The 24,496-nt window shown below is 41.0% G+C and carries 29 protein-coding genes and 1 tRNA gene; 19 read left to right on the forward strand and 11 right to left on the reverse strand.

The window, feature by feature from the left end; genetic code table 11:
- Both dnaJ and ACQK2H_RS03710 read left to right on the forward strand, forming a co-directional pair.
- Entirely contained in the window at positions 1-1,119 is a 1,119-nt protein-coding gene (gene dnaJ, locus ACQK2H_RS03705; protein WP_425390125.1) for a molecular chaperone DnaJ, read from the forward strand.
- Positions 1,120-1,257: 138 nt separating this feature from the next.
- Complete coding sequence (locus ACQK2H_RS03710; RefSeq protein WP_425390126.1) at positions 1,258-2,148, forward strand: hypothetical protein; 891 nt, start codon at positions 1,258-1,260, stop codon at positions 2,146-2,148.
- Between the two features lie 91 nt (positions 2,149-2,239).
- Here the strand turns inward: ACQK2H_RS03710 and ACQK2H_RS03715 are convergent, their stop codons facing one another.
- From ACQK2H_RS03715 to ACQK2H_RS03750, 8 genes are all read right to left on the reverse strand, one after another.
- On the reverse strand, positions 2,240-2,893 hold the full coding sequence (locus ACQK2H_RS03715; protein WP_425390127.1) for a lysoplasmalogenase: 654 nt from the start codon (positions 2,891-2,893) through the stop codon (positions 2,240-2,242).
- Positions 2,894-3,087: 194 nt separating this feature from the next.
- Entirely contained in the window at positions 3,088-3,249 is a 162-nt protein-coding gene (locus tag ACQK2H_RS03720) for a hypothetical protein (protein ID WP_425390128.1), read from the reverse strand.
- Positions 3,231-4,019 (reverse strand): NAD-dependent epimerase/dehydratase family protein, encoded by a 789-nt coding sequence (locus ACQK2H_RS03725; RefSeq protein ID WP_425390129.1) that lies wholly within the window; start codon positions 4,017-4,019, stop codon positions 3,231-3,233. The genes ACQK2H_RS03720 and ACQK2H_RS03725 overlap by 19 nt, the downstream gene beginning before the upstream one ends.
- A 435-nt stretch (positions 4,020-4,454) precedes the next feature.
- Entirely contained in the window at positions 4,455-5,597 is a 1,143-nt protein-coding gene (locus ACQK2H_RS03730) for an MFS transporter (RefSeq protein WP_425390130.1), read from the reverse strand.
- Between the two features lie 168 nt (positions 5,598-5,765).
- A protein-coding gene (gene prfB, locus ACQK2H_RS03735; protein ID WP_425390131.1) for a peptide chain release factor 2 occupies positions 5,766-6,849 on the reverse strand; the annotation gives its coding sequence in 2 pieces (ribosomal slippage) (positions 5,766-6,788 and positions 6,790-6,849; 1,083 coding nt in all).
- Between the two features lie 197 nt (positions 6,850-7,046).
- Positions 7,047-8,114, reverse strand: a complete 1,068-nt coding sequence (locus ACQK2H_RS03740) for a branched-chain amino acid aminotransferase (RefSeq protein ID WP_425390132.1) — start codon at positions 8,112-8,114, stop codon at positions 7,047-7,049.
- A 33-nt stretch (positions 8,115-8,147) separates the two neighbouring features.
- Positions 8,148-8,708, reverse strand: a complete 561-nt coding sequence (locus ACQK2H_RS03745) for a cob(I)yrinic acid a,c-diamide adenosyltransferase (protein ID WP_425390133.1) — start codon at positions 8,706-8,708, stop codon at positions 8,148-8,150.
- Positions 8,705-9,418 carry an ABC transporter ATP-binding protein gene (locus tag ACQK2H_RS03750; protein ID WP_425390134.1) on the reverse strand — a complete coding sequence of 238 codons (714 nt, stop codon included), beginning with the start codon at positions 9,416-9,418 and terminating at the stop codon, positions 8,705-8,707. The genes ACQK2H_RS03745 and ACQK2H_RS03750 overlap by 4 nt, the downstream gene beginning before the upstream one ends.
- A gap of 100 nt (positions 9,419-9,518) precedes the next feature.
- On the opposite strand from ACQK2H_RS03750, the gene ACQK2H_RS03755 reads away from it, so the two are divergent.
- The 4 genes from ACQK2H_RS03755 to ACQK2H_RS03770 are packed head-to-tail and all read left to right on the forward strand — an operon-like array spanning position 9,519 to position 10,868.
- Positions 9,519-9,935, forward strand: a complete 417-nt coding sequence (locus ACQK2H_RS03755) for a hypothetical protein (protein ID WP_425390135.1) — start codon at positions 9,519-9,521, stop codon at positions 9,933-9,935.
- 13 nt (positions 9,936-9,948) lie between these two features.
- Positions 9,949-10,179 carry a DUF433 domain-containing protein gene (locus ACQK2H_RS03760; protein WP_425390136.1) on the forward strand — a complete coding sequence of 77 codons (231 nt, stop codon included), beginning with the start codon at positions 9,949-9,951 and terminating at the stop codon, positions 10,177-10,179.
- Between the two features lie 6 nt (positions 10,180-10,185).
- Complete coding sequence (locus ACQK2H_RS03765) at positions 10,186-10,536, forward strand: DUF5615 family PIN-like protein (protein WP_425390137.1); 351 nt, start codon at positions 10,186-10,188, stop codon at positions 10,534-10,536.
- Positions 10,536-10,868, forward strand: a complete 333-nt coding sequence (locus ACQK2H_RS03770; RefSeq protein ID WP_425390138.1) for an MGMT family protein — start codon at positions 10,536-10,538, stop codon at positions 10,866-10,868. Before ACQK2H_RS03765 ends, ACQK2H_RS03770 begins: the two co-directional genes overlap by 1 nt.
- Here the strand turns inward: ACQK2H_RS03770 and ACQK2H_RS03775 are convergent.
- A complete protein-coding gene (locus ACQK2H_RS03775) occupies positions 10,857-12,299 on the reverse strand; it encodes a sodium:solute symporter (RefSeq protein ID WP_425390139.1) in 1,443 nt (480 codons plus the stop codon). The genes ACQK2H_RS03770 and ACQK2H_RS03775 overlap by 12 nt on opposite strands.
- A gap of 87 nt (positions 12,300-12,386) precedes the next feature.
- Here ACQK2H_RS03775 and ACQK2H_RS03780 point away from each other — a divergent pair, with 87 nt between their 5' ends.
- Together ACQK2H_RS03780 and recR are read left to right on the forward strand one after the other, a co-directional pair.
- A complete protein-coding gene (locus ACQK2H_RS03780) occupies positions 12,387-12,671 on the forward strand; it encodes an ATP-dependent Clp protease adaptor ClpS (RefSeq protein WP_425390140.1) in 285 nt (94 codons plus the stop codon).
- 3 nt (positions 12,672-12,674) lie between these two features.
- Positions 12,675-13,283, forward strand: a complete 609-nt coding sequence (recR, locus tag ACQK2H_RS03785) for a recombination mediator RecR (protein ID WP_425390141.1) — start codon at positions 12,675-12,677, stop codon at positions 13,281-13,283.
- Here recR and ACQK2H_RS03790 read toward each other — a convergent pair.
- Complete coding sequence (locus tag ACQK2H_RS03790; protein ID WP_425390142.1) at positions 13,280-13,465, reverse strand: hypothetical protein; 186 nt, start codon at positions 13,463-13,465, stop codon at positions 13,280-13,282. The genes recR and ACQK2H_RS03790 overlap by 4 nt on opposite strands.
- Before the next feature lie 50 nt (positions 13,466-13,515).
- Here ACQK2H_RS03790 and ACQK2H_RS03795 point away from each other — a divergent pair, with 50 nt between their 5' ends.
- The 4 genes from ACQK2H_RS03795 (at position 13,516) to ACQK2H_RS03810 (ending at position 16,769) form a co-directional block, all read left to right on the forward strand.
- A complete protein-coding gene (locus ACQK2H_RS03795) occupies positions 13,516-14,778 on the forward strand; it encodes a UDP-N-acetylmuramoyl-tripeptide--D-alanyl-D-alanine ligase (RefSeq protein ID WP_425390143.1) in 1,263 nt (420 codons plus the stop codon).
- Complete coding sequence (locus ACQK2H_RS03800; protein WP_425390144.1) at positions 14,775-15,437, forward strand: DUF2461 domain-containing protein; 663 nt, start codon at positions 14,775-14,777, stop codon at positions 15,435-15,437. Before ACQK2H_RS03795 ends, ACQK2H_RS03800 begins: the two co-directional genes overlap by 4 nt.
- A gap of 182 nt (positions 15,438-15,619) precedes the next feature.
- Positions 15,620-15,694, forward strand: a tRNA-Val gene (locus ACQK2H_RS03805).
- 382 nt (positions 15,695-16,076) lie between these two features.
- Positions 16,077-16,769, forward strand: coding sequence for a hypothetical protein (locus tag ACQK2H_RS03810; RefSeq protein WP_425390145.1), 693 nt, complete (start codon positions 16,077-16,079; stop codon positions 16,767-16,769).
- A gap of 58 nt (positions 16,770-16,827) precedes the next feature.
- On the opposite strand, the gene ACQK2H_RS03815 is transcribed toward ACQK2H_RS03810, so the two are convergent.
- Positions 16,828-17,205 (reverse strand): hypothetical protein, encoded by a 378-nt coding sequence (locus ACQK2H_RS03815; RefSeq protein ID WP_425390146.1) that lies wholly within the window; start codon positions 17,203-17,205, stop codon positions 16,828-16,830.
- 159 nt (positions 17,206-17,364) lie between these two features.
- Here ACQK2H_RS03815 and ACQK2H_RS03820 point away from each other — a divergent pair, with 159 nt between their 5' ends.
- The 7 genes from ACQK2H_RS03820 (at position 17,365) to ACQK2H_RS03850 (ending at position 24,494) form a co-directional block, all read left to right on the forward strand.
- Positions 17,365-18,444: a hypothetical protein gene (locus tag ACQK2H_RS03820; protein ID WP_425390147.1), complete on the forward strand. Its 1,080-nt coding sequence runs from the start codon at positions 17,365-17,367 to the stop codon at positions 18,442-18,444.
- Positions 18,441-19,328: a glycerophosphodiester phosphodiesterase family protein gene (locus tag ACQK2H_RS03825; RefSeq protein WP_425390148.1), complete on the forward strand. Its 888-nt coding sequence runs from the start codon at positions 18,441-18,443 to the stop codon at positions 19,326-19,328. Before ACQK2H_RS03820 ends, ACQK2H_RS03825 begins: the two co-directional genes overlap by 4 nt.
- On the forward strand, positions 19,321-20,316 hold the full coding sequence (locus tag ACQK2H_RS03830) for an adenosine kinase (protein WP_425390149.1): 996 nt from the start codon (positions 19,321-19,323) through the stop codon (positions 20,314-20,316). The genes ACQK2H_RS03825 and ACQK2H_RS03830 overlap by 8 nt, the downstream gene beginning before the upstream one ends.
- A 40-nt stretch (positions 20,317-20,356) precedes the next feature.
- Positions 20,357-21,706: a M16 family metallopeptidase gene (locus ACQK2H_RS03835; RefSeq protein ID WP_425390150.1), complete on the forward strand. Its 1,350-nt coding sequence runs from the start codon at positions 20,357-20,359 to the stop codon at positions 21,704-21,706.
- A 21-nt stretch (positions 21,707-21,727) separates the two neighbouring features.
- A complete protein-coding gene (locus ACQK2H_RS03840; RefSeq protein WP_425390151.1) occupies positions 21,728-23,800 on the forward strand; it encodes a M16 family metallopeptidase in 2,073 nt (690 codons plus the stop codon).
- Between the two features lie 146 nt (positions 23,801-23,946).
- A complete protein-coding gene (gene rpmH, locus ACQK2H_RS03845) occupies positions 23,947-24,102 on the forward strand; it encodes a 50S ribosomal protein L34 (protein ID WP_348279338.1) in 156 nt (51 codons plus the stop codon).
- Positions 24,103-24,113: 11 nt separating this feature from the next.
- Positions 24,114-24,494 (forward strand): ribonuclease P protein component, encoded by a 381-nt coding sequence (locus tag ACQK2H_RS03850; RefSeq protein ID WP_425390152.1) that lies wholly within the window; start codon positions 24,114-24,116, stop codon positions 24,492-24,494.
- Positions 24,495-24,496 lie beyond the last annotated feature (2 nt).

Raw genomic sequence — 24,496 nt, forward strand, 5'->3', positions numbered from 1 at the left:
ATGGCAAAAAGAGATTATTACGAAATATTAGGAGTTGATCGTTCGGCTAGCAAGGATGAGCTGAAAAAGGCTTATCGGAAGATTGCGATTAAATATCACCCGGATAAAAACCCGGATGATAAAGAAGCCGAGGATAAATTCAAAGAAGCAGCTGAAGCTTATGAGGTGCTCAGCAACGATGAAAAGCGTCAGCGATATGACCAGTTTGGCCATCAGGGTGTTGGTGGTGCAGGTGGTGGCTTCAGTGGCGGCAACATGAACATGGACGATATCTTCTCACAATTTGGAGATATCTTCGGTGGAGGTAGCCCTTTTGAAAGCTTCTTTGGGGGCGGAGGAAGCCGTGGAGGTCGAAGAACCAGAAAAGGAACCAACCTTCGCATTAAGCTCAAACTGACGCTTGAAGAAGTAGCTCATGGAGTTGAGAAAAAAATCAAAGTAAACCGTCTCATCGTTGATCCGGATACAAAATTCCAGACCTGTTCCAGCTGTAATGGTACAGGTCAGGTTCGAAAGGTTATGAACACCATGCTGGGTCAGATGATGAGTACTTCTACTTGTCCTGCATGTGGTGGTAGTGGACAGACAGTCGAAAGTAGAGCAGCTGGAGTAGATAGTTCAGGATTAAAACGACAAGAGGAAGTCATTCCAATTAAGATACCTGCTGGTGTTACTGATGGCATGCAGCTTTCTATGTCAGGAAAAGGAAATGAAGTAGCAGGAGGGATACCTGGAGATCTATTGATTCTGGTTGAAGAAGTAGAACATGATATCCTGAAAAGGGATGGTAATAATATTATTTACGATCTGTACATCAACTTCATTGATGCTGCCCTGGGTACATCCATTGAAGTACCAACCATTGATGGCAAAGTGAAAATCAAGATTGATCCGGGAACGCAAAGTGGAAAAATCCTTCGATTGAGAGGAAAAGGCATTAAATCTGTAGAAGGTTATGGTCAGGGAGATCAATTGGTGCATGTAAATGTCTGGACTCCTAAAAAGCTAAGCAACGAAGAGAAAAGTACGCTGGAAGCGTTAAGAGATTCCCCAAATTTCCAACCGGATCCCGGAAAGTCTGATAAGAGTTTCTTCGAACGGATGAAGGAATACTTCTAGGCTTAAGAAGTTAAATATTTTAAGAGCTGGTATGATGTTTTGTTCATATCAGCTCTTTTTTTTGGAATACCCCGAACATTTATGCGGATTCGTCGCAAGAAGTGTAACCTCTGCATAACCTTTCCGTAATAAGAATCCATGTTGCGGTTGGTATTGCTAGCAGGCACGATCCTGCTAACTAGTCAGAGTGCGTTTGCACAACTTAAAAAATTCTATACAGTAAAGGAGTCAGAAGAATTCGATACCGTTAATTTTTATCTTAAAGCCACAGCTACAAATTGCTTACTCAAGCAGGCTGATTCAGATAACAATCCTTTAACCATTTACGGAAATCCTAATCTGGAAAAGATTAATCCTTCATTCGCAAATAAGGTGAAGAATAATACATTACACGCGAAGTTGATTTTAGATGAATACAGTTCTTCCGGATTTGGAGACAGCTTTTCAATGGCTGTTTCACGTAGTGATAAAGACAATGACTTCTGGAAAGTAAACCTTAATGATAAGCAGATCTATAAACTGAATTTGATTTATGGGTTTGGAAACGCAGATGTTAATCTTACCGGATCATCCGTTCAGCGGATGAAGATTAAATCTGGAAGTGCAGATATTGTAGTCGGTTATGATGACGGCAATATGAATCCTATCCAGATGGATACCTTTTATGTAAAGGCAGATTTTGGCTCAATAGTGGCAAAAAGAATGGAGCTTGCCAGGGCAAAAAATGTAATTACTAAAATTGGATTTGGTAATGTGCTTCTTGATTTTGAGCGGGAGATGATAGAAAAATGCAGCGTAGATGCATCTGTTGGTGCCGGTAACCTTGAAATTTTATTACCTAAAGACGGCACACCTGTAATCATACATATTCGTGATTCTCCTTTATGTGCCGTAAAGATTGCTAAGGGATTTGAGGAGGTGGAGAAAAATGTGTTCGTAAACATGAGCTATGATGCGAACGCTGAAAACCTGCTTTCTTTTGACGTAGATGTCGCACTAGGCATGGTACGCTTTAAGTACACCGATTAATTTTAACTAACCACAGAGGACTCGGAGTTTTCTGATATACCTCTTTGTGCTCTTAGTGATATTCTTTGTGCTCTTTGTGGTTAATAAACCCTTATTCTACATGTCCCAATAAGCCTTTTACCAACAATAGCTGCGCTGCACAATAGGTAGACATGATAAACACCCCTGCATAAGGGATGGAGGTATGAAACGCATTAACCGCCAGGATGGAATCAGAAAGAACAAATAGAATACTGCCGTATAATGCCAATCGATAGCTCTCCTGAGACGTATTCCCTTCTCTTAACCTGGCCATAATCGCCATTGTCATAATCACCAACCCATATATCACTATGGGAAGAGTAAAATCTCCGGCAGGTAATAGCAGATAAAACAATGCTATTCCATAAAGTAGAAAAGGAAAGATGCGATATAGATTTAATGGAGGTTTTTGATAGGTTGATTTTCTTAGAACGACCACATATATAACCTGAGCGATTAAAAACAAACCAATTCCTGCCATAAAAAAGGTTTCTTTGGCCTGATACATAAGCACCACATCCCCCAGCCACGAAAATAAAAGAGCTCCGCTAATCATTAGAATTCTGGCAGTTGTTTTTCCAATGCTGGATTTGTAAACATAAAACATCAATAAAGGCATCAGTAATGGCTTGGTGTACTGATCGAGTTCTTCCGATGGAATGACTTTTGCGATTATGTTAGCTGCAGATACTGCGATGTAGATCCAGATTATTAGGTTCGGCATGATGCAATTATAATCAGTAAACTAATTACTCGGAGTAATCAGCTTTGCAAAACTCACTTAACCTTAAACAGTAAATAAACGAACGCTAAAAAAGCCAAACTGCCACAGCCAGCGAAGACCACTGGGAGGTTCACTGTCTAGTCCTAGTCTGTGCCGAGGATTCCTAAATCACTCAGTTTTCAACTTATTAACCCCTACGATATATCGTAATCGTTCAGAATTGCTTTGATCCCTTCTTCATAGGTCGTCACCTTGAAATCAGGAAAAGCCTTTTTGAATTTGTCTGAAACAAACAGGTTGTCGATAGCATATCGCGGAAGCAATTCCTTGGTTTCTTTCAGGTTCGAATTGAACAAAGCAGGATGTTGATCAACCATCGTTTAAGTACCATATAATCAATCTTCCTGCCCAATTGGGTGGAGATTTCCTCAATAAATTCTTTGTATGTCAGTCTGTTGTCGTCACAGGGCAGGTGCCAAGTGGTGCCATATGCGCTCGGTGTATTTCCAATCAGCGCCATGGCCTTACCTGCATCCGGGGTGTAGATGAGCGTGCGCAACACATCGTCTCTCAGAAAGATCTTCGGTTTTTTTCCAGCTTTCAGAGTTTCAAATACAAGTGCATTGGTAAATCCTTTGGTTTTGCCTGGGCCGTAAAACTCCGGTGCTCTGCAAATAGCACCCTCGATCTTTTTCTCCCCCATGGCCTTCAGCATCAACTTTGCCGCAGTTGCCCTGGCTATACCCTTTTTTCCTTTAGAGGTCATAGGGGTTTCTTCGGTTTGCTCTATCGCATCTTGTGGGTAGGCGTAGGTATTATCAAAGTAGACCAGCTTGGCCTTGTGCTCCATGCAGGCCAGAATAACATTTTCCATCAATGGTCCCCAGTCTCTTAGCCAGATTTTGGAGTTGTAGGGAAGCCCTACCGTGAGGAAAACAATCTCTGAACCCTCGACCGCTTCTTTGACCTCATCCGGTTTTAGCAAGTCCGCTTTGTGCGGCGTATCACTTTCATTGATCTTCTGTGGCTTTCTCCCTACAATGCGGATGTCAGAGGTGTATTTTGCTTTGAGCTCTTTGGCGAGCTCCTCACCAATGATGCCATTGGCGCCCAGTATGGTTTGCATGATAGATGATTTAAGATTTCAGCACCACTAAAGGTATGGAATTTCTAAGTTGTAAACTGGAAGGCAGCCTTACCCTTTCTCCAATTTTTTTGAAGTTGTAAAATACTCTGAAGTAGTATGAGATAGATGCCGAATCAAGTGCGGATGGCTAGTCTCAGTATGACGTTCTTTGGTTGTACATCACCTCTATTCAAAAAGCAGATACACAAACACTAGAAGGGCCATGCTGCCACATCCGCCGACCGGTTGGTTGGCCATTTTTTTAGATGTTATCTCGACTGAAAGGAGAAATCTTTACTGTTGTTACAAAAGGGAGAGATTTCTCACTGCGCCTGCTTGCTGGCAGGTTCGAAATGACATTTGGTTATTGATTACCACTCAAAACCGGCAACACCACACCCTTACAACAACTCTGAAAAGATAGGAATGGATAGCCTACTTCCCCTTAAAAAGTAGATACACAAAGGCAAGAAAAGCCAAACTCCCACATCCAGCAAACACCACAGGGAAGTTGGCAGGGTTGCCATTATAAATCTGTCCTGCAAGCATGGCACCCATGCCTATACCTATCTCAAGTGCCATAAATAATGTGGAGAACCCTCGCCCTCGAAACTTATCCGGTGCTAAATCAGCTGCCCAGGCAAAGAGTGCAGGTGATGATAAGCCATATCCTGCGCCAAAAATTAGTGCTCCGGTAAATAGTTGGAATGCAGAGGTGGAGAAGCCAATATAAATGGACCCGGTACCAACAATTAGCATCGCAGCAATAAGTACTTTCCTGCGTCCAAATTCATCAGACAGTCGCCCTCCAACCACTCTTGAGATCAAGGAAGTGGCTGTGAAATAAGAAAAGAATAACCCTTTGTTAGCAATCCCAAGGTGAACGCTCAAGTCAGGTGCGAGTGTTAGTGCTGCCCCAAACGAAAAGGTCACCAGCATCATCACAACAGATGGGACAAGTACAGTTGGCTCGTAGATGTCTCCTTTTTTGATTTTTAGTAAACCACCGGAAAAGCGTTGCTTGTTTTCAAGTGTCTCCTTCATGCCCATGATAGTGAATACAGATAGAATTGCCACAGCGGCACTACTGTAAAACAAGACATTAATGTCATAGTGGATCGCAATCACGCCACCCACATAGTTTCCAATGCCCATTCCAGTCATGCCGAAGAAGCTAAGAATGCCCATTCCTTCGCCTCTTCGGTCTATCGGGACAATATCAGCTACATATGCCGCTGTTCCTGTGGGCTTGAAACCGGTAGAGAATCCATGTAAAAATCGGATGAAGAGGAAAGCATAGATATTCAGGAAGAAGGGATAGAAAAGTGATACAACAGCAGTTACCACACAGCCGAAGATCATCACCGGAAGGCGGCCCCAGGTGTCAGTTAGCTTTCCACTAAAGGGGCGGGAGATGAGGGCCGTCAAGGTAAAAAAGGTAATGTGCAGCCCGATGTAGTCCTCCCCTCCAAACGTCCGCATGAAATCCGGGAGTTCAGGGAGCACCATGTTAAATGAGCCAAAAAACAGGAAGGAACTTAAGGAGAGTAACCAGAAATTCAGCGAATATTTTTTCATTTGTTAGTCGTGCAGCAATCTCATTTTTTAAAAAGTCATTCTGAATTTATTTCAGAATCTATTGAGTTGGATTTTCTTACCCACAAATAGATCCTGAAACAAGTTCAGGATGACAAATCAATCCCTGAGAAGTCTTTTTAAAAAATTGAATACATCTCACTAAGTAACCTACTCCTCATCATGAAGCAGATAAGCTTTAATATAATCGTTCAAATCCCCATCCAGTACGTTTTGCACATCCGTTCGCTCATAGCCGGTTCGGGCGTCTTTGATGAGTTTGTAGGGGTGCAACACGTAATTCCGGATTTGCGATCCAAAATCAATGGCTTTTTTACCTGCTTCTATATTCGCTCGTTCTTTATTGCGTTTTTCAATTTCCATTTGGTAGAGCTGAGATTTTAGCATCTGCATCGCACGTTCCCGGTTTGCCAGCTGTGATCGCTCCACCTGGCAGACCACCACAATACCGGTCGGCTTATGTGTCAGCTGTACTTTAGTCTCTACTTTATTTACATTCTGCCCACCGGCACCTCCTGATCGGGAGGTGTGTAATTCAATGTCAGATGGGTTGATATCAATTTCAATGGAGTCATCCGCTACTGGATATACATACACAGAGGCAAAAGAAGTGTGTCTTCGGCCACCACTATCAAAAGGAGAAATTCGAACTAATCGGTGTACACCGTTTTCGGATTTCAAATAGCCATAAGCCATCGGTCCATCAAATTCGAGTGTCACGGATTTTACGCCTGCCACATCACCGGCCTGGTAGTCAACCTCACGCACCTTATAACCATTGGCTTCACCCCACATGATGTACATACGCATAAGGATACCGGCCCAATCGTTGCTCTCCGTACCTCCGGCACCCGGAGTGATTTGAAGCATCGCTGAAAGTTGATCTTCCTCTTCGCTGAGCATTTTCTTTAGCTCCAGATCTTCCAGTAGCTTAGAGGCAGCATCATAGGCTTCTTCTAATTCTTCGTCAGATGCTTCACCCTCCTGATTAAACTCAAAAAGCGTTTCTACATCGCCAAGGGCTGTTTCTACTTCTTCGTAGCTCTCGGTCCAGCCTTTGAGAAGCTGGATTTTTTTCATGGTTTTTTCCGCCTCTTCGGGGTTGTTCCAGAAGTCTGGCTGGGCGGTAACAAGCTCTAATTCTTCAAGGTTTTTCTTACGACCATCATAGTCAAAGATACCCCCTCAAGGCATTAACACGAGCCTTTAAATCTTTCAATTCGTCTGTTGTCATAACATGCTAAAAATTGCAGAGGCGAAGATAATGGTAGTCTTTTAGAATCAATATTTTAAGTCAACAAATTCCCTTGATTTATCCCCCTCTGGAGCCGGGCCGACGCTTCGGGGGTTGTGGAAGGACGTAGCTGGATATCACATTCTTAGTAAAGATTTCTCCTAACGTCGAAATGACAAGTTTGAAACGCGGGTTAATCACCCAATCTTCTTGATCCACCCATACTTATCTTCTTCCGTACCCATTTTGATGCCGGTAAGGGCGTCAAGGAGTCGGTTGGAGATGGTGCGGGTTTCGATGGCCGGAAGCTCATAGTCTGTTCCTTCATAGCCGATCACCGCAATGTGTGAAACGGTAGCTGCAGTTCCGATACCAAAAGCTTCTGTAAGTGAGCCGTTTTCAATTGCCTCAATCACTTCGTCAACTTTGATTGGTCGCTCTTCCACATTCAACCCCCAGTCTCTGGCGAGGATCAATGCACTTTCTCGCGTGATACCCGGAAGTATTGAATCGGATGTTGGTGGAGTAATAAGCGTATCGTTGATCACGAACATAATGTTCATGGTTCCTGACTCCTCGATGAATTCGTGGTTTTTTCCGTCTGTCCAAACAAGTTGATGGTAGCCTTGAGCTTGAGCTTGCTTAGCTGGATAAAGAGATGCAGCATAATTACCAGCGGTCTTAGCCGATCCTACACCACCTTTAGCAGCACGGGTGAATTGTTTTTCGATTTTAACCTTCACCGGTTCAGAGTAATATCCCCCAACTGGCCCGGTTAATACGATGAATTTGTATGTCTCTGAAGGACGAACGCCAATAAATGGATCATCAGCAAATTGAAAAGGTCTGATATAAAGAGAGGTTCCCGACTTGCTTGGCACCCAATCTTTATCAAGCGATACCAACGCTTCGATAGATTCCATGAAAAGCTCTTCCGGCACTGGCGGCATGCACATGCGCTCAGCACTTTTGATCATTCGTTTGGCGTTTGCTTCCGGACGGAAAATCAGAATTTCGCCATTTTCACTTTTGTGTGCTTTTAGTCCTTCGAAAATGCTCTGTGCATAGTGAAGTGTTGCGTTTGCAGGGCTCAAAGAAAGGTTTTGATACGGGGTAATTCTTAAATCTGTCCACTCACCATTTTTATAGTCGGCCACAAACATGTGGTCTGAGAAAGTCTTTCCGAAAGCCAGGTTGTCGAAATCGATTTCGGATAATTTAGATTGGCTAGTCTCGGTGATTTGAATATCCAACGTATCAGTCATTTTCTTACAATTTGGGTTGAAATGGGGTTTATTTCAATCTGACCCGGGCGCCCAGGGTACTTCCTTCACACCCAATATGTGGCCGATTGCGCGCGCAAAGATGAACAAATAATCAGACAATCTATTCATGAACTGCAAAATTGACTCATCTACCGACTCATGATTAGCTAACGAAATGATGCTTCTTTCGGTTCTCCTGCACACTGTTCGGCATATATGCGAAAGAGAAACAGCGGGGTGTCCTCCTGGTAAAATGAAATTCTTCAATGGAGGCACTTCACCATCAAATTTGTCAATCCAAACCTCCAACTGTTGCACTTCAGTTTGGGATACTTTGGGTAATTCAAAGCCTTTGAAATCGGATTCTGTTGCTAGTATACTTCCAATTGAAAAAAGATGTTCCTGAATCCAATAAAGCTGTTGCTTCAATCGATTCTCCACCGCCTCATGATCTTTTAAATGACCAATGAATGAATTGAGCTCATCCACATTACCATACGCTTCTATTCGAAGGTCCGCCTTGGATACTTTCTTACCTCCTAAAAGTGATGTTTGTCCTTTGTCTCCTGTTTTGGTATAGAGTTTTGCACTCATGCCGGTGTTCTAGCTGTTCGTACGTTTTTATTTAATTCATCGCTTTCGATCAAACCATCTCGTAATCTTACGATTCGGTGAGAGTATTCTGCAATGTCTTCCTCGTGAGTAACCATTATAATCGTATTCCCTCTGTCATGTAATTCCTGAAAGAGATCCATGATGTCATAAGAGGTTTTCGAATCCAGGTTTCCTGTAGGCTCATCAGCTAATATGATGGATGGGTCATTCACAAGTGCCCGGGCAATAGCAACTCTTTGTCGCTGACCACCTGAAAGTTCATTTGGTTTGTGATAAGCTCTGTCTTCAAGCCCTACACCGGCCAAAGAAGCCAGTGCTTTTTCTTCTCTTTCTGCTGAGTTGTATCCGGCATAGACCAATGGTAGGGCTACATTTTCAAGAGCTGATGCACGAGGCAGCAGGTTGAATGTCTGGAATACAAATCCAATTTCTTTATTTCTAATCTCCGCAAGTTCATTCTCAGTGAGATCACTCACATCATGGTTATTTAGGATATAAGTTCCATCCGTAGGAGTGTCCAGGCAGCCGATAATGTTCATCAAGGTAGATTTTCCGGAACCGGAAGGACCCATAAATGAAACATACTCGCCCTCATCAATATTGATTGTGATCGATTTTAAGGCCATGATTATCTCACTGCCCATCACATATTTTTTGGAAATTTCCGAAGTGGAGATGATACTGCTCATATTAATAGTTATGTTCGGCTAAAGTAAAAATTTAAGCTGATGCCATTGCAAGACACTTGCACGTTTTTTAGATAGCTTTGGTTCGAATAATGTTACACTTATGTTGACAATATTTTTAAGTCTTTTGTTTACCCCTCAGCTTTCCGGCTGGGAATTACTATCCTCTGTAGAGATAGTCATGGGGTATGATGACTTTATGGGAGCCGAAGTTGAGCAACCTAAATTTTCTGAGCAACTAAAATTACGGGAAGGGAAGGAGCTGACCCTTGAAGGGTTTATTATCCCGCTTCAGCAGGAAGCCGATCAGGACTATTTTGTGCTTTCACGCTTCCCATATCAAAACTGTTTCTTCTGCGGTGCGGCAGGTCCTGAGACGGTTGTAGAGGTCTATTCAGATCGGGGATTCAGGTATACAGATGAGCGCGTAAGGGTAATCGGGAAGCTCCGACTCAATGATGATAATCCGCTTCACCTGTTCTACATCCTTGAAGACTGTAAGGTGACAAGACTGGATTGATTATTTTTATAGTATGAATTGGCAAGAAAGAATAGAGTCAAAAAAAGATATTTTATCGGGTACACCTGTAATAAAAGGAACTCGTTTATCTGTTGCGTTTATTTTAGAACGTCTTGCTGACGGGTGGTCTGAGTCGATGCTTTTAGAAAGCTATCCACAGCTAAAAAGGGAGGATATTCAAGCCGTATTTGCCTATTTAAATGAGTTTGCCAAAGACGGTTTAATTGCCGAACTGAGATCATAAGCATGTATGAAATTCCTTGCTGATGAAAACTTCCCTGGCTCCAGTGTCGCTTTTCTTCGAGAGCGTAACATTGATGTAAGATGGATTTCCGAAGTTTCGCCTGGTATTTCCGATGAAGAAGTAATAAAATTCTCCAATAAAGAAGGGAGAACTATTTTAACTCATGATAGTGACTATGGTGAGTTAATTTACAAGTCCGGACATAAACCAAATTCAGGCGTTATTTATTTCCGATTATCTAGTTTTAAACCTTCTGATCCTGGGAAAATTTTGCTTGAAATATTGGAGTCTTATAGCTCCTTTAGCGCTAGGTTGGTGGTAATAGATGGCAATTCTATTAGGGAAAGAAAATTTTGATGGACAAGGAGAGTTTCTTTCAAGATGTCTATGAAGTTGCCAAGCTGATTCCCAAAGGCCGTGTGACCAGCTATGGGGCCATAGCCAAATATTTAGGGGTGGCTCGTTCAGCGCGAGTAGTGGGCTGGGCAATGAACGGAGCGGTGGCCAAACATGACGTGCCAGCGCACCGGGTGGTGAATCGCATCGGACTGCTAACAGGTAAAAATCATTTTCAATCCCCAACCCGAATGAAAGAGCTGCTGGAGGCTGAAGGAATAAAAGTGAAAAATGATCAGATCATTGATTTTGAGAAACACTTCTGGGATCCCATGACGGAGTTAGGGCTTTGACCTTCTAATCAGCATCAGTCCAAGGAACATAATCAGTCCATTCAGAATCAAAATTTCAAATCCAAATTTATATCCACCGAGCAGTGCTTCAGAGTTGATATTTATGATGTAACTCAATATCGGTGAGGCAATTGAAACTATTGGTACTAAGCGATCTTTCACATCCCATTTAGTAAATATCCCAAAGGTGAAAAGCCCAAGTAGTGGTCCGTAGGTATAGCCGGCAGCAATGAAAATGGAATTGATTACACTCTCATCATTGATGGCCTGAAAGATGAGTATAACAATGAAAAGGATAAACGAAAATCCCAGGTGAACAACTTTTCTGAGCGTTTTCCTGGCGTCATAATTTTCTTTTTTGAAACCAAGGAAGTCCACACAGAAAGAGGTTGTTAAAGCTGTAAGGGCAGAATCGGCACTTGAGTAGGCAGCTGCGGTAATCCCAAGAAGGAAGGTTACTGTCCCAATTGTTGAAAACTCATTGACCGCAAGCATTGGGAATAAATTGTCAGATCTCTCTGGTAGGGCTATTCCTCCAATCTCAGCATACTGATACAGGAGCACCCCAAGACTCAAAAACAGGAAATTGACAATCACGAGTATGACACAGAACCAAAAGACATTCTTTTGGGCTTCACCAATATTCTTACACGTCAGGTTCTTTTGCATCATGTCCTGATCAAGACCTGTCATCACTATCGCAATGAAGGCACCACTAAAAAACTGTTTAAAGAAGTTTCTTCCACTTTGCCAGTCCCAGTTGAAGATCGTAGATCGTTCATCTTGGAAGAGGCTGGAGGTAAGCTCTGTCCAGGTCCATGAAAGCTCATTTTTAATAAACAGGATGCTTACTACGACAGCCACTAGCATAAATGTGGTTTGAAGAGTATCGGTCCATACAATGGTTTTGATACCACCTTTAAATGTGTACAGCCAAATGAGAATAATAGTGGTAAGCACCGATATCCAAAATGGAAGATCATACGCATCGAAGAAAGCAATTTGTAAAACTCCTGCAACAAGGAATAGCCTGAAACTCGCACCGATGATTCGGCTAATCAAAAAGAAAAAGGCCCCAGATTTATACGACCAGAAACCGAATCGTTGCTCCAGGTAGGTGTATATGGAAACAAGGTTGAGTCGATAATAGAGGGGAAGCAAAACTTTAGCGATCACAAAATATCCGACCAGGTACCCCAAGACTACCTGAAAATAGTAGAAGTTGGAGTTAGCTACCTCTCCCGGAACCGAGATAAAGGTTACCCCGGAAAGAGAAGCTCCAATCATGCCGAAGGCTACCAAATACCATTTAGACTCCCTGCTCGCAGTATAAAAGTCAGTGGGTTTTCCATTTTTGGAGGTGAGCCAGGAGATGCCTATTAGCAAAATGAAATATCCTAATACGATGGAGCCAACGAAAATGGGATTCATTGTGTTTGTAGGTTAAAATGCGATTGCAAATTACAAATCAACTTCGGTTGTTGGGCAATTATTAATTTTGTAAAAAAATCAAGAGATATGAGCAGTATTGATTTTGATATTGAAGAAGAAGTAAAGACGGGCGAGGATATCGGTAGCGAAAGTGTGCGGGATCTCATGGTTTACAACGATGACTTTAACACCTTTGATCATGTGATCAATACCTTAGTCAAGGTTTGTAAGCATGACATTCACCAGGCGGAGCAATGCACTTTTTTGATACACTATAAAGGCAAATGCTCTGTTAAAAAAGGAATTTATGAGGAATTAAAGCCTATGCGCGAAGGGATTACTGAAGCAGGGATCAAAGCCTCTATCGTATAATCAATGGAATACCCATCTCAGTTGGTAGAGCGGGCGGTTGAGGAAATTTCCCGATTGCCGGGAATCGGAAAGAAAACCGCTCTCCGTCTTGCCTTGCATTTATTGAAACAACCAGAAAATGCTACCACGGATTTATCCGGTGCGTTAAAAGAGCTTCGCGAAAACATTAAATACTGCAAAACCTGTCACATCATCGCTGATACTGACGAATGCACGTGCCAAACTGCATATCGCGATACTTCGGTTATTTGTGTCGTAGAAGACACCCCTGACGTGCTCGCAATCCGTAATACGGGACAATACAATGGACTATTTCATGTGTTAGGAGGAAGAATCTCTCCAATGGATGGTATAGGTCCTGAGAATGTAAAAATCGACTCTCTTATTAGTCGCATAAAAAATGATGATCAGATAAAAGAAGTCATTTTAGCTCTAAGTGCAACTATGGAGGGAGACACCACTTCCTTCTATATTACCAAGCTATTGAAAGAGTTTGGAATAAAAGTTACCACCATTGCTAGAGGTATTCCGGTGGGAAGTGAATTAGAATTTGCTGATGAGGTGACTCTGGGAAGAAGCATAGCAACTCGCACCCTTTTCAGCCAGGATTAATCCTTTCTGCGTCCTCCAGTCCATAGATTCAGTGATAATAAGATGGCTATACCAAAAGCCAGTATTAAATAGATCCATTGAGGATCTCCCTCTTTGTAAGTTTTCATCAGGTACCAAATACTTAGGAATAGTACCAGCAAAATTCCGGCAAAGGCCAGTATTCGCATTTCTTTCAAATTCATAAAGTAAATATAAAGGTAGGTTCGGTCCGTTCGGGATATTTTTGTCTTCAATGGGCGATTTTATTGAATTTCTTTATTCTAGATTTCTTTTGAGCGATGGGGTGTCGATTGATACCCGAACATTGGAAAAGGATAATCTCTTTTTTGCGATCAATGGACCAAATTTTAATGCGAATGAATTTGCAGAGGAGGCACTAAAAAAAGGGGCATCCTACGCTGTTGTTGATGACAAAAAATATGTCACTAACGAACGAATCATTCATGCAAAAGATGGCCTTGAGGCTTTGCAAGAATTAGCTAAATTCCACCGAGACCGATTCAAACGACCAGTTTTAGGAATCACAGGATCAAATGGGAAAACTACAACCAAAGAATTAGTAGCCAGGGTTTTATCTCAGCGGTACATAATTCATGCAACCAAAGGGAATTACAATAATCACATTGGAGTGCCACTGACCCTGCTACATATTCATCCACAAGTAGAAATTGCCATCATAGAAATGGGAGCCAATCATGTGGGAGAGATTGGCAGCTACTGTGAAATAGCCAGACCAACACACGGGTTAATTACCAATATTGGAAGAGCACATACTGAAACATTTGGAGGAATTGAAGGTGTTATCAGGGGAAAAAGTGAGCTATTTGATTTTCTAAGAAAAAATGGCGGAACACCATTTATCAACATGTCTGATTCGGTTCTATCTAACATGTCAAAGCGCTTTGATTCGCCTGTCACATTCCCACCAAAAGAATTCAAGCTTTTAAATTCATCACCATTTTTGAAGGTACAGCTTGGAGAGCAGCAAAGAGAAACGAATGTCGCAGGGCGTTATAACTTTTCAAACATGGCTGCTGCAGTAGCTATAGGAAGACATTTCAGCATATCCGATGATCTCATTTTAGACGCAATCAGTAGCTATGAGTCCGATAATGCGCGTTCGCAAATCATTAAAAAGGGAAGTATTACGATCATTTTGGACGCTTATAATGCCAATCCGGATTCCATGAAAGTAGCCCTTGATAATTTGGCTGAGCAAGGCAAAAACACGTTGGCCATATTGGGAGATATGAATGAGCTAGAAAACCCGGATGACCAGCACAGCGAAGTATTGGAACACGCAAGAAAGCTAGGAATAAAACATGTGATGACCGTTGGTGAGAAGATTGGAAAGGTTGCTAATCCGAACTTTCATTATGAAAATAAGGATGATTTGACGAAAGAGCTCTCAAAAATGAATTTTTCTAATTCAACTGTCCTTTTAAAAGCATCCCGTTCGATCAAATTAGAAACAATCTTAAACGCTTTTACATGATGGACCTTCAGTTTACCCTGGATTTTTTGAAAGACCTTGCTCAAAACAACCACAAAGAGTGGATGGATGACAATAAGAAAAGGTATTTAGAGGCAAAATCGAATGTAATTGAGCTGGTTGATGATGTGATTACCAAAGTGTCTTCCTTCGACCCCTCAATTAGTACGCTTGAGCCTAAAAAGTGTCTGTTTCGAATCAATCGGGATATCCGATTTAGTAAAAATAAAGACCCTTATAAAACCAATTTTGGCGCCTTCTTAGTGGAGGGTGGCAAAAAATCCGGGAACCCGGGGTATTACATACACATTCAGCCTGGAAATAATTTTTTAGGTGGAGGCATCTATCAGCCACCTTCTGAAACTTTGCAAAAGGTGAGGCAGGAGATTGATTATAATGGGAAAGAGTTAAAGTCAATTATCAATGATAAAACCTTTTCTGAAACGTACCCTGAGCCTCATTCAGCAGATAGTTTGAAAACAGCACCAAAGGGATATCCAAAGGATCATGAGCATATCGAATTGCTCCAGCTTAAGCATTATGTATTTATGCGTCAGGCTACAGACAAGGAAGTGACCTCAAAAGGCTTTCCTGAGAATGTTGCCAGAGACTTCAAAGTATTGTTCCCTTTCAATCAATTTCTTTCTAAGTCACTCGACTAAAAAATATTTTCATTAAGGGCTTGCACGGAAAATAAAGCGTACTAAATTTGCAGTCCTTTTAAGGAGGGGCTCTTAGCTCAGTTCGTTACTGACGAAGTAAAGCTTGTCAGTATGCTGACAGAATCGTTAGCATCAGAGCACCTTGAGAGTGTTATCGCTGCGTAGAGCAGAAAAGAAAATTTGGGCTCTTAGCTCAGTTGGTTCAGAGCATCTGGTTTACACCCAGAGGGTCGGGGGTTCGAATCCCTCAGAGCCCACAACAATAATCCTGATTCATGAAATTGAGTCAGGATTTTTTCGTTTAAAGAACTTAGTTACATGAGGGATGAGAACCCCTGTGGCGGTTCGCCGCTGCGATCGAAACCGCAGCGAAGCAAGGTTCACGAGGGGCTATGCGGCAAGGATCGGGTACGAGTAACCTCTGAGCCAAATCACCGCGGTATCAAATTTCATACTCTAAGTATAGCTATTAGTTGTAAAACTTATGTATCTATTTTTCAGTCGGTTATGATATTTTGAATTAAAAAATCACGGATAAACACCTAATTAAATCACCTAATTTAAAAGCCATTCTTCCACTGATATGAATTGGATCGCATTAGATCGACTTTTGCATTAATTCAATTAAACAGTTCAAGCATGGATTTATTTACTCGATTCTTAAGCGTTCTACTCACAGCATTCAGCTTTTTTGCCACAGCCCAAATGGCATTGGAAAATACTTACAGAGAAGAGGCTGCTACAGAATCACCAATGAAAGATTTTACTGCACCACGAACAGACTTATTAAGAACTGGTTCAGGTGGTTTCGTTTTTGGGCCAGCTACACGTATCAAATTCAAAATCATTGAAGAGGAGTCAGGTGTAAAGACAACTTACTTTAAGGTGGCTGATCATCCGTATATGAAATCCGATGGTCGTCAGATGATGCCTCATGACCTTCCAGATGGATCATATAGAATGCTATATTATAGTGTAGATAAAGAAGGTAATCAGGAGCAGGTTCGTCGTGATACTATCTATATTGATAAAATGGGTCCTTCCGTTTATCCGCACTTTAACAACTCGCCACTGATGTTCGAAAATGGATTGCCGGTATTGCCTAAAGGCACTGGTTTAGTCATTGAGGTAGCCGATGAACATACGGATGTTCAAAAAGTCACTTACAAAATTAATGATGGTGTAAAAACTGTAAGTAAAGACTTACATTCAATTGATTTGAGTGAGAAACTCACCAACATTCAGGATGAAATAATCAAGATTGAAGTTACGTCGTATGATTCCTTCTATAACATTTCCAAGGAAGTCATATCGTTTAAAATATTGAGATAGGGTTAAGTATTGATTATTTGTGATGCCCGATGCGTTCTGTATCGGGCTTTTTTATTTGTCAGCTCACCAGGTAGTCTTTTGCTGTTTCCTCATTATCAAAAGGTCTCATAGCTCCACCAAGTAGTCTGTTGTAACCGGAAAGCAATACTTTTTTTGCACCTGTAATGCCAACCACAGCGCCTTTCACTGGAATATGTTTTGTTTCCTTTCCAAGCTCACGTATAAATGAGGTGAATTTCCTGGTAGCCGGGGTATCAGTGATGTTGACTAATCTTAGGTGCTCACCGGGTTCAGATAAAAGAAAATCCCTAAGCTTGGAAGCTGTATTAAGCATTTCTTCTTCAGATTGTCCTCTGTAGTCTACGTACACTATTTCTTTTCCCTTGTGAGATATTTTTTGAAATCCCGGCATAGTAGTTAGGTATGTGTGAATCACGAAAATAAGTAGTTTTAGAAAAATACAAAGACCGAAAACAACATGTATTTAAAGATTCATTTTATCGGAATGTTAACTTTCTATCCTCCGATCAATTTAAAAGCCTCTTTTGCCTTCATTATCTCTAACTTGGCAGTTTGGATTGTAGTCAAATTGTAGATGTCTAAGAAGAATCAGGTCAGTACCAAAGCACTATATAGAAAGCTAGATAAACTCTTTGAGCAAAGTCCGTCTTTTGATATTCACTCGCAAAAGAGGTGGGTCATCTTTTCTGACCTGCACATGGGTGATGGTGGCTCAACCGACGACTTTAAACAAAATTCAGGGCTTTTTATTTCAGCCCTTGAAAAGTACTATTTGAAAAAAGATCATGCACTCATATTAAATGGAGATGTAGAAGAGCTTCAGCGATTTCAGGTAAAAAAAATAGTAAACAAGTGGAGGCAGGTTTATGATCTTTTTGATCAGTTTAATGCTAAAAGCGCTCTGTTCAAGACCATAGGAAACCATGATCTGGAACTGCAACTGATGAAAGAGCTTCCGTTTGATTACAAGTTGTATGAATCACTCAGACTTAGCTTTGGAAAAGAAAATCTATTTGTTTTCCACGGTCATCAAGCCAGCAAAAAGTATCAGGAGCATAATGAGTTAATTGGCTTTACACTTAAGTATTTCGCTAATCCACTCGGGATTAAGAGCTACTCTGTTTCGCACAGCAGTAAAAAACAGTACAAAATTGAAAAGCGAGTGTATGGTTTTTCTTCCTTCAATAAAGTGGTATCAATCATCGGCCATACCCATCGGCCATTGTTTGAGTCTCTTCATAAAGTAGAGCGATTAAGGTACAAAATAGAGCAACTATGTAGGGATTACGCTACTGCAGACAAGGATGAATTAGATGAAATCAAATCCGAGATAAAATCCCACAAAAAGGAACTTAGGAAATACTATAAGGAAAATAAGGATCATAGTTTCCAAAACTATGTCTACAACACGCTTTTCCACATACCATGTCTCTTTAATTCAGGATGTGTAGTAGGCAAGCGAGGCATGACCTGTATAGAAATAGAAGATGATAAAATACGGCTGGTTCATTGGTTTGATAAAAACATCAGTAAAAAATACCTAAAGAAAGGAGGTTATCAACCGGAGCAATTGGGGGATTCTGATTTCTACCGATTGGTGATAAATGAGGAATCGCTCCATTACATTTTTACACGAATTAAATTTCTGTCATGAGAATCTGGTCTTTATTCATTATGCTCATTTTTGGCTGTGCTCCACAAGATCAAGAAGTTCGCTCAATAGATATCCAGGGCCATCGGGGTGCAAGGGGTCTGGCTCCTGAGAATAGCATTCCCGCATTTATTCTGGCAACAGAATTAGGGGTTACTACTCTGGAAATGGATGTCGTAATATCTAAAGATGATCGGGTTGTAGTGAGTCATGAGCCATATTTTTCTCCGATCTTCTGTCTTGATAGCGAAGGAAATAAACTTCCGGAAGACTCTGTCATTAACTTGTACAAACTTAATTATAGTGAAATCAGAGCATTTGATTGTGGATCATCCGGAAATGAAAAATACCCTGAACAGAAAAAAATAGCTGTTTATAAACCACTCTTAAAAAACGTAATAGATACGGTAGAATCGTTCACTCAAACAAATCAATTAAACCCCATCCAATACAATATTGAGCTTAAATCAAAACGAAAAACAGAGGGAGAATTTCATCCGTACCCCGAAAATTTTTCAGATCTGGTTTATGGATTACTCAAAGAGCAGGATATATTGAATCGCGTAACAATTCAATCATTTGACTTTCGAATTCTCCAATACTTCAATCAAAAGTATCCGGACATCAAACTTGTATTGCTGATAGAAAATGAACTTGACTGGGCAGTCAATGTTGATTCATTAGGATTCAATCCGGAGGTTTATTCACCATATTATCCATTACTTTCGCGTGCTGTAGTAAAAGAAATACAAGATGCGGGGATGAAAGTAGTTCCATGGACAGTAAATGAGCCGACTAAAGTGGAACAATTGATAGCATGGGGAGTTGATGGAATTATTACCGATTATCCGGATCGAGCTTTGAGAATAACCAATAATGATGAATAAAAAATACGATGTATGCGCTATTGGTAATGCGCTGGTTGATTATGAAATCGAAGTAGAAGATCAATTTTTTACAGCAAATAATGTAGAAAAAGGATTGATGACACTGGTAGAGGAGGATAGACAATCTGAATTACTGGAAGGTGTGGAAGGAAAAGTAAAAAAGAAACAAGGAGGAGGATCAGCGGCTAACACCATTTTTGGCCTGGCAGAATTTGGGGGAAAAGGATTTTACACGTGTAAGGTGGCCAATGATTCTGATGGCATGCTTTATGTCAACGATTTGATTCAGGCTGGAATCGACACCAACCTTGATCCTGACAACCTATATAAGGGCACTACAGGCAAGTGCCTGGTGATGATAACGCCTGATGCCGAGCGCACCATGAATACGTATCTTGGAATCACCACTGATTTTTCAGCCAATGAGCTTAGCGAGGAAGCAATAAAAAATTCCAACTATTTATTTATGGAAGGATTTTTGGTTTCCTCTCCAACAGGGTTGGAAGCGATGAAAAAAGCAAAAAAAATCGCTCAGGAAAATAATGTTAAAGTAAGTCTTACTTTTTCAGACCCGTCAATGGTCAAATACTTTGGCGATCAAATGAAAGAGATTGTGGGTGATGGAGTTGATCTGCTATTCTGCAACATTCACGAGGCAGAGCTTTTTGCAGGTGTAGAAGGAATGGATGCAGCTAAAGAAGCTATTCGTAAAGTGGCCAAGGAATTTGTGATTACAAAAGGAAAAGATGGAGCGCTGGTATTTGACGGCACAGATTACCATGAAATATCACCGTTCCCTACAAAAGCTGTGGATGCAACAGGTGCCGGTGACATGTTTGCAGGTGCTTTTTTATATGGCATTACAAATGGCCAGACGCATGCTGAAGCCGGCAAGCTGGCAAGTGCAGCAAGTTCAGCAGTTGTTAGTAAATATGGCCCTCGATTGAGCAAAAATCATGTAAATGAGGTGCTTGACAGAATTAAATAGAAAATTTAAATTGAATCATTTTTGTAAAACCCAATTAAATATGCGAAATACCCTAATCTTAATTTTGACATTCGCACTTTTCGGGGCAATGGCTCAGGAAAAGCGAATCGATTTTGTGGAGTATGACCTGGACAATGGATTGCATGTAATCCTACATCAGGACAATTCCACACCGATTGTTAACGTATCTGTTCTGTATCACGTAGGTTCCAAAAACGAACCGGATGGTAGAACAGGTTTTGCTCACTTTTTTGAGCATTTGATGTTTGAAGGATCTCCGAATATTGAAAGAGGATCATTCTTCAAGATTATTCAAAACGCAGGAGGTCAGCTGAATGCAAACACCTCTTTTGATCGAACCTTCTATTACGAGACACTTCCTTCCCATCAGCTGGAACTTGGCTTGTATATGGAGTCTGAAAGAATGCTTCATGCAAAAATTGACTCTACTGGTGTAGCAACTCAAAAGGAAGTTGTGAAAGAGGAAAAAAGAACGCGAATTGATAACCAGCCTTACATGTCTTTCCAGTCAAAAATCTTCGGAAAGGCATATGAAGGAACTCCGTATTCATGGACGCCAATCGGATCGTTTGAGGATATAGATAATGCTACTGAAGAAGACTTCAAAGACTTCTTTGAGACATTTTATGTACCAAATAATGCGACACTTTCAATAGCCGGAGATATCCAGATTGAAGAAACAAAAAAGCTAGTTGAAAAGTACTTTGCTGAAATCCCACGAGGCACTAAAGAAATTCCTCGTCCTGAAATCGAAGCTCCGGATTTGGGTGGAGAAGTTAGAGAAGAAGTATTTGATAATGTACAGCTTCCGGGTGTATTCCAGGCTTATCGAATGGCAGAGCAAGGATCAGAAGATTACTATGCGATGCAAATGTTAACCACGTTGCTTTCAGGTGGTCAAAGCTCAAGATTTCAGAAAGAAATTGTTGACAACAAAGAGATCGCTGCATTTGTGGGCTCATTCCCATTTGCATTGGAAGACGGTGGACTATTCGTTTCACTAGGCCTAGTTAATGTTGGCAAAACACCGGAGGAATTGGAAGAGGCTATGATTGCTGAAATCGAGCGAGTGAAAACAGAACCAATCAGTGATCGAGAATTCCAAAAGCTTCAAAATCAAATTGAAAACGATTTTGTGAGCTCAAACAGTACTGTGAGAGGAATTGCAGAGAGCCTGGCGGATTACCATGTGTATTATGGAGATGCCGATTTGATCAATAGTGAGATTGAGCGATACATGTCTGTGACGAAAGAGGATATACAGCGAGTTGCTAAAAAGTATCTGACTCCAGATAACAGAGTGACCCTTTATTATCTGCCAAAATCAGCGCAGCAAAAGCCTGAGGATGAAAAACTAGACGATCAATAAACCGAATAAAAGCAAGAAATTATGAACTTAAGAAATATACTAACTCTTGTTCTGACCATCGCAATGGTAAGTGCTTTTGCACAGGTGGATCGGAGCAAATTGCCGGAACCGGCTACTCCAAGACCAATTAATATTGGAGATTACGAAACATTCGAATTGAAAAATGGACTTAAGGTATTCATCATTGAAAACCATAAGTTGCCACGAGTGAGCTACAACTTACTAGTGGATAGAGAGCCACTTCTTGAAGGTGATAAAGTAGGATACTTAAGTATGGCCGGTCAGATGATGATGCGCGGTACTGAGACCAGAACCAAAGAGCAGTTGGATGAAGAGATAGACTTCATTGGAGCATCTGTTTTTACAGGTTCTACAAATGTATTCGCTTCAGGTCTTTCTAAGTACCAGGAGAAAATCATGGAGTTGATGACAGATGTAGCTTTCAACCCTACTTTCCCTGAAGAAGAGCTTGAGAAAATCAGAAAGCAAACACTTTCAGGATTGGCACAAGCTAAGGATGATCCGGGAGCTATTGCTGGTAACCTAAATCAAGCATTGGTGTATGGTAAAGATCACCCATATGGTGAAATCCAAACGGAAGAAACCACCAATAACATCTCAGTAGAAGATTTAGAAGCATACCACAACACCTATTTCAAGCCAAATATTTCATATCTGGCGATTGTAGGTGATGTAGATCCGAAAGCAATGAAAAAGATGGTGAAAACCTACTTTGGAAGCTGGGAAGCTGGTGAAGTACCTACACCGACGTACGATACACCAGAAGCTCCGGAAAAGGTAAAAGTTGGGATAGTAAACAGACCTAGTTCTGTACAGTCTGTCATCAACATCACTTATCCTGTTGAATTACCTGTCGGATCGGATGATGAAATCAAAGTGCGTGTGATGAATCAAATTTTAGGTGGTTCATTCTCAGGAAAGCTTAACATGAATCTTCGAGAAGACAAAGGATACACGTATGGTAGTAGATCCAATCTATCATCAAATGAATTAGTATCCAGGTTCAATGCAAATGCAGATGTGAGAAACGAAGTGACTGACAGTGCCATCGTTCAGATGATCTACGAAATGGATCAAATGAAAAACGGAGAGGTCACTGAAGAGGAACTTGAGCTAGCGAAGAACTCCATTTCCGGAAGCTTTTCTCAATCACTGGAAAGACCTCAAACAGTGGCAAACTTTGCTTTGAATACTGCGATTTACAACCTGCCGGAAGATTACTACAACACCTATCTTCAAAAGGTACAGGCTGTGACTATTGAGGACGTGAAAGCAACTGCACAGAAGTACTTAAAGCCGGAAAACGCTTACATCAACGTGGTTGGTAAGGCGAGCGAGGTAGCAGAGAATCTGAAGCAATTCGGTGAGCTTACTTATTACGATACCTACGGTAATGAAGTAGATCCATCACTTTCCAAACTGCCTGACGGTTTAACTGCAGAAACAGTAATCCAGAACTATATCAAAGCAATTGGTGGTAGAGAGGCAATTAATTCCCTTAGTTCTGTTAAAATGAAGATGGAAGCTTCTGTAATGGGACAATCTATAGAGATAGAGTCTGCTAAGATGTCTCCAAACATGTCGCGTCAAGAAGTGAAATTGGGAGGAAATATTGTCCAAAAGCAAGTGTTTGACGGAGAAAAAGGTGTGAGTAGTGGTATGCAGGGTACCCAAAAATTCGAAGGTGAAGACGCAAAAGATATGGCGATAAATTCAGCGGTAGTTGAAGAATTGTCATATCTAGACAAAAATGTGGGTCTTAAACTGACTTCAGTTGAAAATGTAAATGGAAGTGAGGCTTACGGAATTGAGGTAACTATGCCCTCTGGTAAAAAATCTACCCGGTATTATGACTCAGAGTCTAATCTTTTAATTAAAACATCCAATGTTTTGGAGGGTCCACAAGGATCCATGACTCTCTCAACTGATTTTGGTGACTACAAAGAATACGGTGGTGTACTTTTCCCAACTTCTATTAAACAGCCTATGAACGCCCAAATGAAGATGGATATTAAAGTCACAGATGTGATTGTCAATAAAGACGTTTCTAAAGAAGATTTCAAAGTAGAATAGTTTCTACATTTAATTTTCTAATAATTTGCACAGAGGGCAAGGATTTATCTATCTTTGCCCTCCGTTTTTAAGGGAGAAGCAACAAAGTCATGAAATGAGACCCCTGGGGTCGAATTCCATGTGACAGTTGAAAAATAGCATTACACATGAAAAGAACATTTCAACCTTCAGTAAGAAAGAAGAAAAACAAGCACGGATTCAGAAAGAGAATGGAGAGCGTAAATGGGCAATCTGTGATCGCACGAAGAAGAGCTAAAGGTCGTAAGAGACTGACAGTTTCTGACGAAATCCACAAGAAGTAAATAACCGGCCTATGGGCCTTTCCAAATACAGTTTTTCCAAACAGGAAAAGCTAACAGGTAAGAAAAAAATTGAGGGACTATTCAAAAAAGGTTCCTCTTTTTATTTGGGGGCCTTCCAGGTTCGTCATTTGCCGTCCGGCATTCCCGGCCCTCACCAAATCCTTGTTTCCGTACCAAAACGAAATTTTAAAAGAGCCGTAGATCGGAATCTCCTGAAAAGAAGAATTCGGGAAGCTTATCGATTAAATAAAGGTTTAATCGATTCAAGTACCAATGAATCGAGCCTTTACATAGGATTCATTTATCTTTCAAAGCAGATTTTGACCTTTCATGACATTCAGGCTCAACTAATTAAGTGTCTGGAACGTTTGGGTACTATCAACACAGATTGAAT

The organism is Ekhidna sp., assembly GCF_965228795.1.
Taxonomy (GTDB): domain Bacteria; phylum Bacteroidota; class Bacteroidia; order Cytophagales; family Cyclobacteriaceae; genus Ekhidna.

What these genes read in the sequence shown, in the direction of transcription:
- dnaJ (WP_425390125.1), top strand. Translation starts at nt 1, where the DNA reads ATGGCAAAAAGAGATTATTACGAAATATTAGGAGTTGATCGTTCGGCT.
- ACQK2H_RS03710 (WP_425390126.1), top strand. Translation starts at nt 1,258, where the DNA reads ATGTTGCGGTTGGTATTGCTAGCAGGCACGATCCTGCTAACTAGTCAG.
- ACQK2H_RS03715 (WP_425390127.1), bottom strand. Translation starts at nt 2,893, where the DNA reads ATGCCGAACCTAATAATCTGGATCTACATCGCAGTATCTGCAGCTAAC.
- ACQK2H_RS03725 (WP_425390129.1), bottom strand. Translation starts at nt 4,019, where the DNA reads ATGCAAACCATACTGGGCGCCAATGGCATCATTGGTGAGGAGCTCGCC.
- ACQK2H_RS03730 (WP_425390130.1), bottom strand. Translation starts at nt 5,597, where the DNA reads ATGAAAAAATATTCGCTGAATTTCTGGTTACTCTCCTTAAGTTCCTTC.
- ACQK2H_RS03740 (WP_425390132.1), bottom strand. Translation starts at nt 8,114, where the DNA reads ATGACTGATACGTTGGATATTCAAATCACCGAGACTAGCCAATCTAAA.
- ACQK2H_RS03745 (WP_425390133.1), bottom strand. Translation starts at nt 8,708, where the DNA reads ATGAGTGCAAAACTCTATACCAAAACAGGAGACAAAGGACAAACATCA.
- ACQK2H_RS03750 (WP_425390134.1), bottom strand. Translation starts at nt 9,418, where the DNA reads ATGAGCAGTATCATCTCCACTTCGGAAATTTCCAAAAAATATGTGATG.
- ACQK2H_RS03755 (WP_425390135.1), top strand. Translation starts at nt 9,519, where the DNA reads ATGTTGACAATATTTTTAAGTCTTTTGTTTACCCCTCAGCTTTCCGGC.
- ACQK2H_RS03760 (WP_425390136.1), top strand. Translation starts at nt 9,949, where the DNA reads ATGAATTGGCAAGAAAGAATAGAGTCAAAAAAAGATATTTTATCGGGT.
- ACQK2H_RS03765 (WP_425390137.1), top strand. Translation starts at nt 10,186, where the DNA reads ATGAAATTCCTTGCTGATGAAAACTTCCCTGGCTCCAGTGTCGCTTTT.
- ACQK2H_RS03770 (WP_425390138.1), top strand. Translation starts at nt 10,536, where the DNA reads ATGGACAAGGAGAGTTTCTTTCAAGATGTCTATGAAGTTGCCAAGCTG.
- ACQK2H_RS03775 (WP_425390139.1), bottom strand. Translation starts at nt 12,299, where the DNA reads ATGAATCCCATTTTCGTTGGCTCCATCGTATTAGGATATTTCATTTTG.
- ACQK2H_RS03780 (WP_425390140.1), top strand. Translation starts at nt 12,387, where the DNA reads ATGAGCAGTATTGATTTTGATATTGAAGAAGAAGTAAAGACGGGCGAG.
- recR (WP_425390141.1), top strand. Translation starts at nt 12,675, where the DNA reads ATGGAATACCCATCTCAGTTGGTAGAGCGGGCGGTTGAGGAAATTTCC.
- ACQK2H_RS03790 (WP_425390142.1), bottom strand. Translation starts at nt 13,465, where the DNA reads ATGAATTTGAAAGAAATGCGAATACTGGCCTTTGCCGGAATTTTGCTG.
- ACQK2H_RS03795 (WP_425390143.1), top strand. Translation starts at nt 13,516, where the DNA reads ATGGGCGATTTTATTGAATTTCTTTATTCTAGATTTCTTTTGAGCGAT.
- ACQK2H_RS03800 (WP_425390144.1), top strand. Translation starts at nt 14,775, where the DNA reads ATGATGGACCTTCAGTTTACCCTGGATTTTTTGAAAGACCTTGCTCAA.
- ACQK2H_RS03810 (WP_425390145.1), top strand. Translation starts at nt 16,077, where the DNA reads ATGGATTTATTTACTCGATTCTTAAGCGTTCTACTCACAGCATTCAGC.
- ACQK2H_RS03820 (WP_425390147.1), top strand. Translation starts at nt 17,365, where the DNA reads ATGTCTAAGAAGAATCAGGTCAGTACCAAAGCACTATATAGAAAGCTA.
- ACQK2H_RS03825 (WP_425390148.1), top strand. Translation starts at nt 18,441, where the DNA reads ATGAGAATCTGGTCTTTATTCATTATGCTCATTTTTGGCTGTGCTCCA.
- ACQK2H_RS03830 (WP_425390149.1), top strand. Translation starts at nt 19,321, where the DNA reads ATGAATAAAAAATACGATGTATGCGCTATTGGTAATGCGCTGGTTGAT.
- ACQK2H_RS03835 (WP_425390150.1), top strand. Translation starts at nt 20,357, where the DNA reads ATGCGAAATACCCTAATCTTAATTTTGACATTCGCACTTTTCGGGGCA.
- ACQK2H_RS03840 (WP_425390151.1), top strand. Translation starts at nt 21,728, where the DNA reads ATGAACTTAAGAAATATACTAACTCTTGTTCTGACCATCGCAATGGTA.
- rpmH (WP_348279338.1), top strand. Translation starts at nt 23,947, where the DNA reads ATGAAAAGAACATTTCAACCTTCAGTAAGAAAGAAGAAAAACAAGCAC.
- ACQK2H_RS03850 (WP_425390152.1), top strand. Translation starts at nt 24,114, where the DNA reads ATGGGCCTTTCCAAATACAGTTTTTCCAAACAGGAAAAGCTAACAGGT.